Consider the following 14,406-nt stretch of genomic DNA (forward strand, 5'->3'; position numbering starts at 1 on the left):
CGGAACTACGCGAGCGGACGCACGCGACAGACCCCGCGGCCGACGGACGGCCCGGGGCGCAGAAATCGCGTGCACCAGTTCATGACCCAAGCTTAAGGGATCATCGGCCCGCTCGGCCAGCCGTCTCCGATTTATTTGAATGATCGGTCCAGATAACGTAGCCTCGTCGAGGTGGGCAGAACGAAGGAATTCGATCCGGACGCCGCGCTGCGGACGGCGATGGAACTGTTCTGGCGACAGGGCTACGCGGCCACGTCCATGCAGGACCTGGTCGAGCGCCTGAAGCTGGGGCGCGGCAGCATCTACGGCGCGTTCGGCGGCAAGCGCGAGCTCTATCTCAAGGCGGTCGAACGCTACGTGGACGACACCAGGGCGGACCTGCTCGCGCAGCTGTCCGTGCCGGGTTCCGCGCTCGACGCGGTCCGCGCCATGGTCCGCTGGTATGCCGAGAGCTCGCTCGCCGACGAGCAGCGAAAAGGCTGCCTGATGACCAATACCGCGGTCGAACTCCCCGCCGACGAGGGTGCGCGCCGGCTGGTGACCTCCAGTTTGGAAACCATGGAGACGGTGCTCACGAGCGCGCTGCTGCGGGCGCGCGCCGAGGGGGAGCTGTCGGTGGACCGGGATCCGGTCGCGCTGGCCAGATTCCTCGTCACGCTGCTGCAGGGGGTTCGGGTGGTCGGCAAGACCCCGGTCCGGCAACGTTTCCTCGACGACACCGTCGAACAGGCGCTGACCCTGCTCGGCTGAACCTTCGTTCCGCACCACACCGCCCGTTCGGGCCGCATCCACCGCCTGTCCGGGCATTGCTGTGCCCATTTTCTGGACTGATCGTTAAAGAAAAGGTAACTCTGTGACACGCACCGTCCCCACCGATGCCGAGCTGGCCGCCTCCCTGGCCGGCGATTTCACCAGCGCCTACGCCGAGGTCAACGGCGTCCGGTTGCACCACGTCACCGGCGGCGCGGGGGAGCCGCTGATCCTGCTCGGCGGCTGGCCGCAGACCTGGTGGCAATTCCGGAAGATCTTGCCGCAGTTGGCCCTTCGCTACCGGGTGACCGCCGTCGACCTGCGCGGCATGGGCGGCTCGGCCAAACCCGAGTCCGGCTATGACAAGAAGACCATGGCGCGCGACATCCACGAACTGATCCGCCATCTCGGTCACCGGTCCGCGTTCGTGGCCGGGCACGATATCGGCGCTTCGCTGGGCTATCACCTCGCCGCCAACTTCCCCGAGTCGGTGCGGCGGCTGGTCACCATCGATCTGGGCGTCCCCGACGCGGCCTGGCAGGCGATCCCGATGCTGCCCAGCAGCGATGATCAGGTGACGGCGCTCGGGGACGGGCGCGGCGGCTATCCGTGGTGGTTCGCCTTGAACCAACTACACGGACTGCCTGAACAGCTGCTGGCCGACCGCTTTCGGCTGGTGATCGATTGGCTCTACGGGCACATGCTGCTCGATCAGTCGTCGGTCGAAGAGGAAGCGCGGCGGATCTACGCGCACGCCTACGATGCGCCGGAGGCGATTCGGGCGGGCAACGGCTGGTATCGGACGATGCGCCAGGACATCGCGGACCTCGCGACCTACGATCCGGTGACGCTGCCCATCCTGACCCTGGCCGGGGAGGAGTCGTATCCCGCTCTGCGCGAACAGATGTCGGCGGACAAGGGCACCGACATCCGGGTCGTCGAGGTCAAGGGCAGCGGGCACTACATTCCCGAGGAGCAGCCGGAGCAGGTGGTACGTGAGCTGACCGCCTTCTTCGGCTAGGTCACCGCACGCTCGGGTAGGTAGGCGGCGGCCTGGAGGCCGAACAGCTGGGCGTAGGTGCCCTCGGCGAGCATCAGTTCGGTGTGGGTGCCTGCCTCCACGACCCGGCCGCGGTCGAGCACGATGATCTTGTCGGCATGCCGGATGTTGGCCAGGCGGTGGGTGATCAGGATCGTGGTCCGGTGCTCCGCGGCTCGGCCGGTGCCGCGGCTCAGGCGTTGCAGGGACTGGAATACCTGATGCTCGGCGCGGGCGTCCATGGCCGCGGTGGGTTCGTCGGCGACCAGGATGGGGGCGTCCCGGTAGAGGCCGCGGGCCACGCTGATCCGCTGCCACTGGCCGCCGGACAGGTCCTGGCCGTTGGCGAATCGCCGGGACAGCACGGTCCGTTCGCCGTCGGGCAGTTCACCGATGACCGCGTCGGCTCCGGATTCTGCTGCCGCACAGGCGATCGCGCGGCCATCGGGATCGGTTCGTTCGATCCGGCCGATGCGGATGTTGTCGCGTGCGGTCATCGGCCAGCGCGCGGGATCCTGCATGACCATCGCGATGCGGCGGTAGATGGATTGTTCGTCGACCGTGGCCAGATCGACGCCGTCCCATTGCACTCGACCGCTGGTCGGCAGGTACAGGCCGGTGATCAGCTTGGCCAGCGTGCTCTTGCCCGAGCCGTTCTCGCCGACCAGGGCGACGATCTCGCCGCGGCCGATGGTCAGGCTCACCTCGCGCACCGCGGGCTCGTCCTGGCCGGGATAGGTGAACGACACCGAATCCAGGGTGATTTCGCGCGGATCGGCAGGCGCGCGCCCGGTCGCGGACGGCCGGGTGCGCCGCTCGGTCTGCTCCAGCAGGTTGGCGTAGAACTCGAGGTAGAGGATGTTCTCGTAGAGGCTGTTGATCCCGATCATGGTCTGCGACAACGCGGTCGTGGCCATCCGCATGGCCACGACCGCCGTGCCCGCCAGCGCCAGCGGCAGTGCGTCCAGGTAGAGCAGCAGGCCGAGCACGCCGTAGGCGAGGCCGGTGCCCACCCCCGCGACGGTGCGGCCGGCCAATCGCACTCGTGCCCTAGCCAATTCGACCCGGCTGGTCTCGTCGGTGAGCTGCTCGCTGATCCGCCGATACTCGGCGAGCAACGCCGGACCGGCTGTGCACGAGCGCAATTCCGCCGCGGTGTCCCGGCCGGACAGCAGCTCGCTGGCGATCGCGGTCCGCAGGTTGCGCGTCACCATCCGGATATAGGACTGATAAGACAACTTCGCCGCTCGAGCCGAAGCCCACAGCTCCGGCAGCACGGCCAGCAACACCAGCGGCGCGAGCAGCGGATGCAGCACCGCCGTCGTGATCACGGCGGCGATCACATGGATCAGCGCGCCCGAGATGCTGACGATCGCTTGCAAGCAACGATCGATACTGCCCATGCCGCGCTGTAGTCCCTGACGGACCAGGTCGGCGTAGTGGCTGTCCTCGAAGGCGACGAGTTCGACCCGCGCGATCGCGGTGTGCGCCTGGTCCCGGGCGATCCGCTCGGCTCTGGGCTTCAACAGGGCTTCCGCTGTGGCGGTGGCACTTTCGATCAGGGCGCGCACCGCTAGCGCGGCCGCGACCAGCCCGACCGACGGCAGCGCCGCCACCACTCGCTGCGGCGTCGGCCCCTGCGTGAGCAACCCGCCCAGCACGTCGGCGGTGGCCAGCAAGCCGAACGCGGTAGCGCAGCCGCCCGCCACGGCGAGCAGCACGGTGCCGATGGTCAGCCGCGCGGAAGCCTGCCAGGCCAGGCCGATCACCACGCGCGCGCCGGCCGGCAGCGCGAGCAGCGTCCGCCCCAGCCCGGCGGCGGCCACCTGCTGGTCCACCGTCATCCACGCGGGCGTAGTCATTTCGTCCACGCCGACGAGGGGCGCGGCATCGGATTCGGCCGTCGACACCCGATCAGGCTGGCCCGGCGGCCTTCCCGATCGGCAGAGATCCCGACCGGGCGGCGCCGGGAACCTTGCCCGGCCGGCCGGGCGAAATTCCCGGGCGTTCGGGACCGCCTCCTCTGCCGCGCAGGTGCGGCCACGAAGCACCGTGGGAGACGGCCGAATCGGGCGATCGACGCGGCCATCCGATGGGCACTACCAACCAACGCACACGGTGAACACGTGCGGAAAGGAATGACATGTCTGCACCAGTAGACGATTTCGACCTCGACATTCGAATCGGCGAGCCGATCCGGATCCTCGCCCCGGTCATGTCCACCAAGACCACCGGCGGCGATTGGTGCGACGAATCGCACTGTCCCACCTGCGGATCGGCCTGCAACACCGAACACCCGCCGCGCTGCACCAAGTACTGCTGATCCGAGTCGATGATGATTGGGGATCGTGCGTCGGCCATGGTCGATCGAATCCGTCCGGCCGATCGCGGATGGCGGCGGATACTGCCGGAAGAGCTTGCCGCTCAGGCAATTACCGTCGCGGTCGAGGTCGGGCGACGGCTGCGCGATCCCGAATCGATCGCGCGACAGCTGCCGGAGCCGCCACGCAGCACCGGGCGCGCCGTCTTGTACGGCCAGCTGGATCAGTGTCTGCCGGAACAAGGTTGGGCAGAGCTGTCGCATGACTGCCTGGCCGACGCCGTCCAGACCGTCAGGCAGGCCGAGCACGGATTTCTCGGCCTGTTCGGCGGACTGTGCGAGGTGGCGTTCGCGGCCGACGCGCTGTCCAGAGACGGCACCAGGTACCGTCGCCTGCTCGAAGGCCTGGACGGTCCGCTGTTCGCGGCCTCCACCTCGATGGGCGAGCAACTCGCCGCCCACCCGGCCGGGCTGCCGTTCCGATCGTTCGACGTCATCTCCGGCGGTGCGGGGGTCGGCGCATACCTGCTGCGGCGCACGGACGATCAGCACGCCGACGCGGCACTGCGGGCGGTACTGATCGGGCTGGTGGCGCTGTGCGACGTGCAGGACGGGCTGCCGAACTGGCATACCCCGGCCGCCGCCATGGTCCAGGACACCCCGTTGGCCCGGTCGTTTCCGGACGGTGTGTTCAATTGCGGGCTCGCCCATGGGATTCCCGGTCCGATGGTCTTGCTCGCGCTGGCCGAACTCGCGGGCATCACGGTGCCGGGGCAGCGGGACGCGATCGAACGGGTGGCGAATTGGTTGATCGCCCATCGAACCGACGACGAGTGGGGACCCAACTGGCCGACCGCGGTTCCGCTGCCGGAACCGTCCGGCGCGATGCCGCCGAGCTACGGGCCGACCCACAATGCCTGGTGCTACGGCAGCCCTGGGGTGGCCAGGGGACTATGGCTCGCTGGAACAGCGTTGCAGGACAGCGTGTTACGCACGCTCGCCGTGGACACGATGACCGCCGTCTACCGCCGACCCCCGGAGGCCCGGCGCAGTGACCACTCACCCGGTCTGTGCCACGGCGTGGCCGGGCTGCTGCAGCTCACCCTGCGGTTCGCCCATGACACCGGCGACCCGGTGTTCGCCGCGGCTGCCGCGGAGCTGACCACCCGGGTGCTGTCCATGTTCCGGCCGGAGAGCCCGTTCGGTTACGTCGCGCTCGCCGAGAACGGCGCGACCGCGGACGATCCCACCCTGCTCGACGGCGCCGCCGGAATTGCCCTCGCGCTGCTCGCCGCCGCCACCGACATCCCGCCCGCATGGGACCGAACATTGTTGCTGTCCTGAGGATTTGAGCCGACGATGACCGCCTCGAAGATCTACCGCCCGCTGGACTGGCTGATGGTCCGCGCGCCGTTGCTGCCGATCGAGCAGTATCTGGCGCTGGCCGATGCCGCGCCGATCGACACCGCGCCGGGAACGCTGGTGCCCGCCGACCCGCGGGTGCAGCGGGCGCTCGCGGTCGGCGGGGGTGATCTGCTGCGTGCCTTGGAACAACCGAAAGGGGACGCCCGGGCGCGCGGCAGGTTGTCCAGAAAGCTCCAGCGCTACCTGATCCGGATGTCGAGCAGGCCGACGCCGTTCGGGCTGTTCGCGGGTGTCGGACTAGCGAACTGGGGCGAGCACACCGATCTCGCGCTCGCAGACGCTCCGGCGATCGTGCGCACCAGGCCGGATATGGGCTGGTTGCTCGACTTCGTCCGGCAACTGGAGCAACGCGCCGAAGTGCGTTCGCAGCTGAGCGTATTCGCGAACCCTTCCACCTTCACCCAGGCCGATCGGGTGTTCCTCAGCGAACGGGCGGCGATCGGCGAGGATGCCAAAGCAGGCCAGTCGATTTCGCTGCGCGCCACGCCCGCGGTGCTGCGGGCGCTCGACTGCGCGCGGACTCCGCTGCCCTATGGACGGCTGGTCGAGGAGCTGAGCACGGAATTCGGTGTGGGCACGGCGAAGGCGGCGCGGCTGGTGGACCAGCTGTGCGAACAGACTCTGCTGCTCACCGACCTCCGGCCGCCGCTGACCGCCGCGGAGCCGGCCGGGTACGTCGCCCGACGCCTCGCCGAAATCCCTGCGGCCGCTGACGATTCGGCCGCTCTCGGCGACCTCCTCGAACAACTCGACGCCTGGGATCGGCTCGACCACGACCAGGCCGCGGCCGGGTATCCGAAGCTGGTTGCCCAGGCGCGGTCGGTGCACTCCGCGCCGACACCTAAGGGGCCGTTCCAGACGGATATGGCCACCCCGCTGGCCGGGAGCATGGTCAATCACGCTGTCGCCGACGAGGCCGCTCGCGCCGCCGAACTTCTACTGCGACTCAGTAATTGGCCGACCGGCCTGTCCCACCTGGACAAGTACCGTGCGTCGTTCATGGACCGTTACGGTGCCGAACGCGAGGTCGGCCTGCTGGAATTGATCGACCCGGAGATCGGACTCGGCGCACCGGGTCGCGCGGATCGCACCGAACCGGAGGACGCCGCACGGCAATTGCGGCTGCGCACCCTCACCGAACTGGCACTCGACGCGATCAGGGATCGACGGCAGGTGGTCGAGCTCGACCCGGCGACCATCGCCAAGCTGGAGCTGCAACCCATCGACTTGGCGAAAGTGCCGCCTTCCCTGGATATTTCGCTGTTCGTGGTGGCCGAGTCCGCGGCTGCGGTGGACGCGGGCGACTTCCAGGTCGTGGTCGGACCCAATATGGGCGCCGCGGCGGCGGGCCGGGTGCTCGGCCGCTTCGCCGATCTGATCGGACCGCGGGCCGAGGCCGCGCTGCGCACCGCGGCCGCGGCGGAGGCCCACAGCCGGCCCGGCCGACTGTGGGCCGAGGTCAGCTACTACCCGCTGCCCGGGCGCCTGGCGAACGTCGCGATCCGCCCGGCCGTGCGGGAGTGGGAGCTGGCGTCGGACACGACCCCCGGCGTCCCGGCCGACCGGGTGGTCCCGCTGTCCGAACTGGTTGTCGGGCTGCACGACGGCCGGTTCGTGGTGCGCTGGCCGCAGGTCGATCAGGAGGTCGTGGCCTGTGCCGGGCACATGCTCAACGCCGAGGTCGCGCCCGCCGCGCTGCGGTTTCTGGACGAGATCAGCCGGGCGGGCAAACCCGTTGCGGCACCGTTCCATTGGGGCCCGGTGGCCGGATTCCCGTTCCTGCCGAGGGTTCAGGTGGGCCGGATCGTGCTGGCTCCGGCCAGGTGGCGGCTTACCATCGAGGAGCGGACCGCGAAATCGGCGGCCGCGTTCACCGAGTTCTTCGACCGGTGGCGGGCGCGGTGGCAGCCGCCGCGATACGTCTACCTGGCTCTTTCCGATCATCGCCTGCTGCTGGACCTCGATTCACCGGCCCAGGTCGAACAGATCCGTACCGAAGGACGCGGCGTCCAGGAGATCTACCTGCACGAAGCGCTGCCCGCGCCGGATCAGGCGTGGCTGCCCGGCCCCGATGGGCATTACATCAGCGAAGTCGTGGTCCCGGTGGTGCTCGACGCGCACGAAACCCGGGACACCGCAGCCGCTCCGGTACGGGCCGCCCGCAAATCCGTGCCGCCGATTGCCGATCGAGTACATCCGCCCGGCAGCGACTGGCTGTTCGCCAAGCTCTATCACGTGCCCACGTTCGAGGAGGATCTGCTGGCCGAGCAGATCCGCGCGTTCTGCGCGCAGACCTTGGCCGACGGATCGGCCCAGAGCTGGTTCTTCATCCGCTATACCGATCCGGACCCGCACCTGCGGATCCGCTGGCACGGCGATCCCGACGGATTGGCCGACCGGCTGGCGCCCGCGCTACTCAGGTGGGGAGCTGCGTTGGTGGACAAAGGATTCTGTCGCCGAGTCGTTCTGGACACCTACGATCAGGAGGTCGAGCGCTACGGCGGCACGGCCGGTATCGCGGTGGCCGAGGAGCTGTTCGCCGCCGACAGCGTCGCCGTGGTGGAACTGCTCGAGCTGATCGATCAGCGGCGGGTGGAACTGGACCGCACCCTGCTCGGCGTGTACACGGTGCACGACCTGCTGACCACGCTCGGCCTCGACGAACGCGAGCGTGACGCGCTCTACCGGCACAGCGTGCTCGACCGGCGGGCCACCGCCAAGGAGTACCGGAGTCAACAGGACGTGCTCAGGGCGCTGCTCGGCGATCCGGCCTGGCTGGCCGGGCAACCGGGCGGTGACGCGATCGCGGAAGTGCTCGACCGCCGCCGAATTCGCTTGCAGGAAGCCGCATTCCAGCTCGATGCGCTCGACGCCCGCGGCGAGTTGCGCCGAACCCGGCTCGAGCTCGCCCGCAGCTTCGTACACATGCACTGCAACCGGCTGCTCGGCTGCGGCCATCCTCCCGAACAACAGGTGCTCGGCCTGCTGCTGCGCGCGGGCGAGAGCCTGCGGCATGCGCCGATCGGGAGATAGGACCTAGCTCGCGGCACCCGCGGATAGGCGCAGCGCGACGTCGGGGAGCCGCCCGACCATGGCGATGGTGAACTCGGCGAGCAGATCGATGAGGCCGTCGCGGTCGACGTCCAGTCCGCCGTCGAGCCAGACCAGGACGAGTTCCGCGGCGCCGCCGGTGATCAGCTGCGAGGTCGCGGCGACCGCGGTGTCGTGACCGGCGGGCAGGTCGAGGACCAGGCGGGTCTGCTCGGTGATGACATCGGCGACCCGGCGCATGCCGTCGAAGCGGCTGCGCATCAGCGGCTCGCTGCCGGAGGCCTGGGCGAAGACGACCTTGGCCCGGCGCGGGTCGTCGGTGAGCTCGGTGATGAGGGCAGCGACGCCGGCCCGGATCTTGTCCGACGGGGTGCCGTCGGTGCCCGCGACGGCCGCGCGCGCGGTGCCCAGGGCCGCCTCCTGGATTTCCAGGAGCAGTTCGGAGGCGAGCGCGTCCAGATCGGGGAACGCCTCGTAGAAGAAGCGGGGTCCGACCCGGGCCTGTTCGCAGAGGCCGCGCACGGTCAACGCGGACAGGCCCTGGGTGCCGACGATGTCCAGGGCGGTGTCCAGCAGCCGTCTGCGCCGATCTTCCCGGCGTTCGGCGGTCGAGGTGCCGCGGTAGGTGCCGCTGAATGCTCGGGTCACCCGGCCAGTCTGGCAGAGCCGAAGTTGGGAAACAACTGTTTACGGAAACGTATGTTTCCTCTATCGTCTGAAGGGCCGCAGCGTTGCGAAGGGACGGCCGTCATGAGTCTTCTGATTCCTCCGAAAGTCACCGATGTCCAGGGCGACGTCCGTCGCCTACGTGCCCGAGTCGCCAAACGAGCGCAAACGCTGGGCGCCCGCGTCGCCGGTCAGTACCCGTCGGCGGAGCGCCCGCTGGCGGATCCGCCGACGGGCAGCGGATTGCGGCCGGTCCCCGGCGACTTCGGTGCGCCGGGAATCGGTTACACCCTGCACGCGCTGAGCGATCCGATCGGCTTGGCGCGCGAGCGTGCCGAGCGCTACGGCCCGGTGAACTGGATGGGCATCCTCGGTCGCCCGATGGTCGGCGTCACCAGCCCCGCGGCCATCGAGGTCGTGCTCATGGATCGGGGCAAGGTCTTCTCGGCCGAACGCGGCTGGGAGTTCTTGATCGGCCCGTTCTTTCGCGGCGGTCTGCTGCTGCGCGACTTCGACGAGCATCTGTTCCATCGCCGGATCATGCAGCAGGCGTTCACCCGGCCGCGCCTCGTCGGCTACCTGGACCTGACCACCCCGCGGATCAGCCGCGGCATCGCGGGCTGGCGGCCCGGCCCGCACTTCCCGCTCTTCGACGCGATCAAGCAGATCATGCTCGCGCAGGCCACCGAGGTCTTCGCCGGGGCCGAGCTCGGCCCGGAAAGCGTGGTGGTGGAACGAGCTTTCGAGGATGCGGTGCACGGCGGCGCCGCACTCATCCGCACCAATGTGCCCGGCGGGGTGTGGTCGCGCGGTATGCGCGGCCGCCGCATCCTCAGCGACTACTTCCGGCGCGAGCTGCCGGCCAAGCGGGCAGGGGACGGGACCGACCTGTTCAGCGTGTTGTGTCACGCCGAAACCGATGAGGGACATACCTTTTCGAATCAAGAGGTGATCGAGCACATGATCTTCGTGATGATGGCCGCGCACGACACCAGCACCATCGCCGCGTCCATGCTCGCCTACGAACTCGCCCGTCATCCAGAATGGCAGGACCGGCTGCGCGCCGAATCCCGCGCGCTCGGCAAGCCGACCCTCGATTACGCCGACCTCGATCGGCTACCCGGCCTGGACTTGGCGTTCAAAGAGGCGCTGCGCATGTATTCGCCGGTGGCGCAGCAGATTCGCGAAACCATCCGGGACACCGACATTCTCGGCCACTACGTGCCGAAGGGCACGCTGGTCATGGTCGGCGCGTACCCGATGATGCGCACCGAGGAATTCTGGTCCGACCCGGATGTCTTCGACCCGGAGCGGTTCGCCGCCGACCGGCGCGAGGACAAGTCGCACCGGCTGGCCTGGTCGCCGTTCGGCGGCGGCGCGCACAAGTGCATCGGCCTCTACTTCGGCGGCATGACCGTCAAAGCCGTTCTGCACCAGATGTTGTTGCAGTACAGCTGGTCCGTGCGGCCGGGTTACGAGGTGCCGCTGGTCGCGGGCACCGGCCCGATGCCGGCCGACGGATTGCCCATCCACCTGGAGCGACTGCCGTCATGAAGATCAACGCCGACCGCACCCGCTGCGAAGGCCACGGCATGTGTGAGGCTCTGGCCCCCAACCTTTTCCGCGTCGCCGACGACGGCATCGTCGCGCCGATCGCCGACCCGATCGACGACAACGACCGCGATCTGATCCAGCTCGCCGTCGACAGTTGCCCGGTCGAGGCGCTGCGCCTGACCTAGCAGTGGGCGCCGCGCATGAGTTGTGCAGCCGCGTACGAAATGGCTAGCAAATCCTTGCGCTGCTTAACAATTGGTGCGCGTGCGACGGACCTCAGCGCCGAGCGGCGGAAAGTGCTGCATGCGGGGTGATCTCACGGGGTGATATTCGGATGAGATCAGGAGTTTGGAACCTCGGCGGCGAGGCATTACCTGTCCGAATACGACAGGCTCGGCAAGGAGGTTCAGGTGTCGTCTGGAGTGTTGATCATTGTGATCGTTCTGGTCGTTGTCGCGGCGGTGGTCGTCGCGTTAGCGGTGTGGCCGATGGTGCGCAGGCAGCGACTGCGCAGTAAGTTCGGCCCCGAGTACGACCGGACGGTCGAGGAACACGACGACCGCCGGGCGGCCGAACGTGAACTGGCCGAACGCGAAAAGCGCCATGCCGAGCTGGAACTGCGCGCGCTGACGCCGGAACAGAAGCAGCTCTACACCGCGCAGTGGGTCGAGGTGCAGGAGCGGTTCATCGACGATCCGGCCGAAGCGCTGCAAGCCGCCGACCGGCTGCTGACCACGGTGATGGGCCAACGCGGTTATCCCACCGAGAATTTCGACCAGCAGGTCGCCGACCTGTCCGTGGAGCACGCGGAGCCGCTCGGCCACTATCGCGCCGCGCACGAGATCGCGACCAGGGCGACCGGCGCCGAGGTGTCCACCGAGGACCGGCGCGCCGCCATCGTGCACTACCGGGAGCTGTTCCAGGACTTGCTGAATGGCGCCACCGACAAGCAGACCCACGACAAGAATTCCGAGCACGACAAGAAAGCACTGTCATGAGCACCGAATACGAGCGCACCGTGCATTCCGGCAAGTCGACCGACGAGGCCCCGCTGAGTGAACGGGAGGCGCAGTCGTCCTGGCACGAGGACGAAGCCGCGCGCACCACCGGCGAGGCGGAAACCGGACTCGCAGAAGAGCATTCGAGCACCACTTCGGCCGAGCAGGCAAGCAAGACCGATCTGGATGTCGAACCCGAGCACGTGAGCACGACGGAGTACGACGCGGAACCCGATCGCGCGACGTCGGCGAACGCCGGTGCGGGGGCGGCGACAACCGCGGATTACGAGGCGCAGCCCGCGGAGACGGCCGCCGCCGACTACGACTACGACGCGCGGCCGACCGCCGAGGAAGATCAGGCGACCACCACGGCCGTCGACACCGAAGCGGATCAGTACCCGACTGCGGACCCCGCGACTCCCGCAAGTAACGGCGCTGAGCAGCAACATGTTTCGCTCGACGACGTCGAGACCCCGCTGTTCGCCGAGGCCGACCTCGACCGGCTCCGCAGCCAGTGGCGTGAGGTGCAGGGCGCCTTCGTCGACAGCCCGCGCGACGCGGTCACCCAGGCCGACAAGATCGTCTCGGACATCATCTACCAGCTGACCACCGTCTACGCCGAACGCAAGCGGGTGCTCGAGGAGCGCAGCGCCGGCCTCCAGGAATCCGACACCGAGGACCTCCGCCAGGCGCTGCGCGGCTATCGGGGCTTCTTCCGCCGGCTGCTGTCGATCGAGTCGTAAGCGTCCCTAGCGGAAAGCGTTGCCCATGAACGTGTTTCGATTGCCGACCGAGCGGATCGACCGGGTCGCCGACTGGGTCGCCGAGCAGGTGAATTCGCGGGTCCCCGCCGCCGATCCGGCCGAGCGGGATCCCGAGTTCATCATCGACACGGTGGGTCCGGGCTGGATGTTCGCGCGGCTGTACTTCCGGGCCGAGGTCCGGGGGCTGGAGCGGATACCGGAGCAGGGCCCGGTCCTGTTGGTCGGCAATCATTCCGGGGGCAACGTCTCACCCGAGGTGCTGGTGGCCACGCTGGCCTTCGTACGCCGGTTCGGTCCGCACCGCCCCTTCTATCAGCTGGCGCACGACATGGTGATGGCCTATCCGGTCATCGGCACCCTGTTGCGCCGGTTCGGCACGGTCGGTGCGGACCCGGACAGCGCCCGGCAGGCGCTGCGCGACGGCGCGGTGGTGCTCGTCTATCCCGGCGGCGACTGGGAAGTGCACCGCCCCAGCTGGAAAGAGGACGAGATCGACTTCGCCGGCCGCACCGGCTTCCTCCGCTTGGCCTGGGAGGAGAACGTGCCGATCGTGCCGATGGTCAACATGGGCGCCCAGCAGACCGCGTTGATGCTGTCCCGCGGCGACCGGCTGGCCCGGTTGTTGCGGCTGGACAAGATGTTGCGGCTCAAGGTGTTTCCGATCTCGATCGCCCTGCCGTGGGGACTCAATGTCGGTGATCTCGCCGGGCACATTCCGTTGCCGAGCAAGGTCACCGTCGAGTTCCTCGACCCGATCGATCTGCGCGCCGAACTGGGACCTGAGCTTGATCTGGACGCCGCCTACGAGCACGTCACCGGCGTCATGCAGGAGGCGCTGAGCGGCCTCGCGGAGGAGCGCGGGTTGCCCATCGTCGGCTGATATCGGTGGGGCCGCAGTCGATTCAGCTGGTGCCGGGGAGTGCCTGCGCGACGAACATGTAGCTCTTCTCCTCGACCCGGCGCGCGATCCGCCACTGCCCGTCGACCCGGGCGAAGGTGTCCAAATACCAAAGCCCGCAGAGCATCAGGCTCGGCGGGCCGTCACCGCCGGACAGCAGCATCGGGTTGTGACACATGGTCCGGCCGGTGGCCGTGTCGCCGTCGAGCGTGATCGACGAGTTGCTGATCAAGTGCTGGAACGCGGGAAAGTTCGGCAACATGGCGGCGAGGAATTTCTTCGTTGCCGCCACGTCGCCGGCCGCGCCGCCCATCGCGGAGTAATCGATGTGCGCGTCCACGGTGAAGATGTCGTCCAGCAGTTCCCACTGTCGGGTGTCGACCGCGTGGGAGTACCGGACCATGAGGTCCTGGATCTCCAGGCGGTCCGAAATCTCTTGCAGGGACAGCATGCTTGCTATGCCACCAGGCTCGGGCCCGGGAAGCAAGAGCCGGGCGCTCGATGTTGCCGGTGGCGGCGGAGGCGGGAGGGGGTCAGGCCTTGTGCGGGAGGATGGTCAATACAAGCGCGAGTCCGGCGGCGAGGCTGGCGAGCGCGAGGACCGTGGTGGTAGCAGACTGCGTCAGAGCTGCGATGCCGATCGAAAAGGCAAGGCACGTAGCGAATGCCAGTACCGCGGTCCCCGGCTCCACGCCGGCGATCCGGGTGGGTCGGTGATCCGTCGATGTCATACATCTCTCAATACCCATTCGGGGCCGTTACGAAACCGTGACTGTTCAATCGCCAGGTCAGCGGCCTTGGCCAGCTTCCCGCCGCGAGCGACTCGGCTGGTCATATCGGCGTAGGCGGGTGGACAGCGCGGTGTCGACGTCGCGTAGCCACCGCTCGGGCTCGATGCCCTTGTAGGTCTGCATGCCATCGGTGCGTGGGGCGGTGGCGAG

15 protein-coding genes are annotated in these 14,406 nt (G+C 68.5%); 10 read left to right on the forward strand and 5 right to left on the reverse strand.

Annotation, left to right across the window (positions count from 1 at the left end; translation table 11 throughout):
* Positions 1-171: 171 nt before the first annotated feature.
* Positions 172-750, forward strand: coding sequence for a TetR/AcrR family transcriptional regulator (locus F3087_RS26550; protein WP_150404731.1), 579 nt, complete (start codon positions 172-174; stop codon positions 748-750).
* A gap of 103 nt (positions 751-853) precedes the next feature.
* The gene (locus F3087_RS26555) at positions 854-1,771 is read left to right on the forward strand and encodes an alpha/beta fold hydrolase (RefSeq protein ID WP_150404732.1); all 918 of its coding nucleotides are present in this window, start codon (positions 854-856) and stop codon (positions 1,769-1,771) included.
* Here the strand turns inward: F3087_RS26555 and F3087_RS26560 are convergent.
* On the reverse strand, positions 1,768-3,699 hold the full coding sequence (locus tag F3087_RS26560; RefSeq protein WP_223885352.1) for an ABC transporter ATP-binding protein: 1,932 nt from the start codon (positions 3,697-3,699) through the stop codon (positions 1,768-1,770). The two genes, F3087_RS26555 and F3087_RS26560, sit on opposite strands and share 4 nt — an antisense overlap.
* 233 nt (positions 3,700-3,932) lie before the next feature.
* Between F3087_RS26560 and F3087_RS26565 the strand changes: the two genes are divergently transcribed.
* The 3 genes from F3087_RS26565 to F3087_RS26575 are packed head-to-tail and all read left to right on the forward strand — an operon-like array spanning position 3,933 to position 8,567.
* Positions 3,933-4,112 carry a hypothetical protein gene (locus F3087_RS26565; protein WP_150404733.1) on the forward strand — a complete coding sequence of 60 codons (180 nt, stop codon included), beginning with the start codon at positions 3,933-3,935 and terminating at the stop codon, positions 4,110-4,112.
* A 36-nt stretch (positions 4,113-4,148) separates the two neighbouring features.
* Positions 4,149-5,453, forward strand: a complete 1,305-nt coding sequence (locus tag F3087_RS26570) for a lanthionine synthetase C family protein (protein ID WP_191094144.1) — start codon at positions 4,149-4,151, stop codon at positions 5,451-5,453.
* Between the two features lie 15 nt (positions 5,454-5,468).
* The gene (locus tag F3087_RS26575) at positions 5,469-8,567 is read left to right on the forward strand and encodes a lantibiotic dehydratase (protein WP_150404735.1); all 3,099 of its coding nucleotides are present in this window, start codon (positions 5,469-5,471) and stop codon (positions 8,565-8,567) included.
* Between the two features lie 3 nt (positions 8,568-8,570).
* On the opposite strand, the gene F3087_RS26580 is transcribed toward F3087_RS26575, so the two are convergent.
* Positions 8,571-9,233, reverse strand: coding sequence for a TetR/AcrR family transcriptional regulator (locus tag F3087_RS26580; protein ID WP_150404736.1), 663 nt, complete (start codon positions 9,231-9,233; stop codon positions 8,571-8,573).
* A gap of 102 nt (positions 9,234-9,335) precedes the next feature.
* On the opposite strand from F3087_RS26580, the gene F3087_RS26585 reads away from it, so the two are divergent.
* The 5 genes from F3087_RS26585 to F3087_RS26605 all read left to right on the forward strand — a co-directional run bounded on the left by F3087_RS26585 (position 9,336) and on the right by F3087_RS26605 (position 13,447).
* Complete coding sequence (locus tag F3087_RS26585; RefSeq protein ID WP_150404737.1) at positions 9,336-10,805, forward strand: cytochrome P450; 1,470 nt, start codon at positions 9,336-9,338, stop codon at positions 10,803-10,805.
* Positions 10,802-10,990, forward strand: a complete 189-nt coding sequence (locus F3087_RS26590) for a ferredoxin (RefSeq protein ID WP_150404738.1) — start codon at positions 10,802-10,804, stop codon at positions 10,988-10,990. Before F3087_RS26585 ends, F3087_RS26590 begins: the two co-directional genes overlap by 4 nt.
* A gap of 225 nt (positions 10,991-11,215) precedes the next feature.
* A complete protein-coding gene (locus tag F3087_RS26595; protein ID WP_223885353.1) occupies positions 11,216-11,803 on the forward strand; it encodes a hypothetical protein in 588 nt (195 codons plus the stop codon).
* Positions 11,800-12,546, forward strand: coding sequence for a prolipoprotein diacylglyceryl transferase (locus F3087_RS26600; RefSeq protein WP_150404739.1), 747 nt, complete (start codon positions 11,800-11,802; stop codon positions 12,544-12,546). Before F3087_RS26595 ends, F3087_RS26600 begins: the two co-directional genes overlap by 4 nt.
* A gap of 25 nt (positions 12,547-12,571) precedes the next feature.
* Positions 12,572-13,447, forward strand: a complete 876-nt coding sequence (locus F3087_RS26605) for a lysophospholipid acyltransferase family protein (protein ID WP_150404740.1) — start codon at positions 12,572-12,574, stop codon at positions 13,445-13,447.
* A 22-nt stretch (positions 13,448-13,469) separates the two neighbouring features.
* On the opposite strand, the gene F3087_RS26610 is transcribed toward F3087_RS26605, so the two are convergent.
* From F3087_RS26610 to F3087_RS47170, 3 genes are all read right to left on the reverse strand, one after another.
* Positions 13,470-13,916 carry a nuclear transport factor 2 family protein gene (locus F3087_RS26610; RefSeq protein WP_150404741.1) on the reverse strand — a complete coding sequence of 149 codons (447 nt, stop codon included), beginning with the start codon at positions 13,914-13,916 and terminating at the stop codon, positions 13,470-13,472.
* Positions 13,917-13,998: 82 nt separating this feature from the next.
* Positions 13,999-14,196, reverse strand: coding sequence for a hypothetical protein (locus F3087_RS26615; RefSeq protein WP_150404742.1), 198 nt, complete (start codon positions 14,194-14,196; stop codon positions 13,999-14,001).
* Between the two features lie 57 nt (positions 14,197-14,253).
* The gene (locus F3087_RS47170; protein ID WP_263407237.1) at positions 14,254-14,379 is read right to left on the reverse strand and encodes a hypothetical protein; all 126 of its coding nucleotides are present in this window, start codon (positions 14,377-14,379) and stop codon (positions 14,254-14,256) included.
* Positions 14,380-14,406: the final 27 nt, after the last annotated feature.

It is taken from the genome of Nocardia colli (assembly GCF_008704205.1).
Classification (GTDB): Bacteria; Actinomycetota; Actinomycetes; order Mycobacteriales; family Mycobacteriaceae; genus Nocardia; species Nocardia colli.

Excerpts from the sequence above, each read along its gene's own strand:
- F3087_RS26565 (WP_150404733.1), top strand. The coding sequence starts at position 3,933 with ATGTCTGCACCAGTAGACGATTTCGACCTCGACATTCGAATCGGCGAG.
- F3087_RS26570 (WP_191094144.1), top strand. The coding sequence starts at position 4,149 with ATGGTCGATCGAATCCGTCCGGCCGATCGCGGATGGCGGCGGATACTG.
- F3087_RS26575 (WP_150404735.1), top strand. The coding sequence starts at position 5,469 with ATGACCGCCTCGAAGATCTACCGCCCGCTGGACTGGCTGATGGTCCGC.
- F3087_RS26585 (WP_150404737.1), top strand. The coding sequence starts at position 9,336 with ATGAGTCTTCTGATTCCTCCGAAAGTCACCGATGTCCAGGGCGACGTC.
- F3087_RS26590 (WP_150404738.1), top strand. The coding sequence starts at position 10,802 with ATGAAGATCAACGCCGACCGCACCCGCTGCGAAGGCCACGGCATGTGT.
- F3087_RS26600 (WP_150404739.1), top strand. The coding sequence starts at position 11,800 with ATGAGCACCGAATACGAGCGCACCGTGCATTCCGGCAAGTCGACCGAC.
- F3087_RS26605 (WP_150404740.1), top strand. The coding sequence starts at position 12,572 with ATGAACGTGTTTCGATTGCCGACCGAGCGGATCGACCGGGTCGCCGAC.
- F3087_RS26610 (WP_150404741.1), bottom strand. The coding sequence starts at position 13,916 with ATGCTGTCCCTGCAAGAGATTTCGGACCGCCTGGAGATCCAGGACCTC.
- F3087_RS26615 (WP_150404742.1), bottom strand. The coding sequence starts at position 14,196 with ATGACATCGACGGATCACCGACCCACCCGGATCGCCGGCGTGGAGCCG.
- F3087_RS47170 (WP_263407237.1), bottom strand. The coding sequence starts at position 14,379 with ATGCAGACCTACAAGGGCATCGAGCCCGAGCGGTGGCTACGCGACGTC.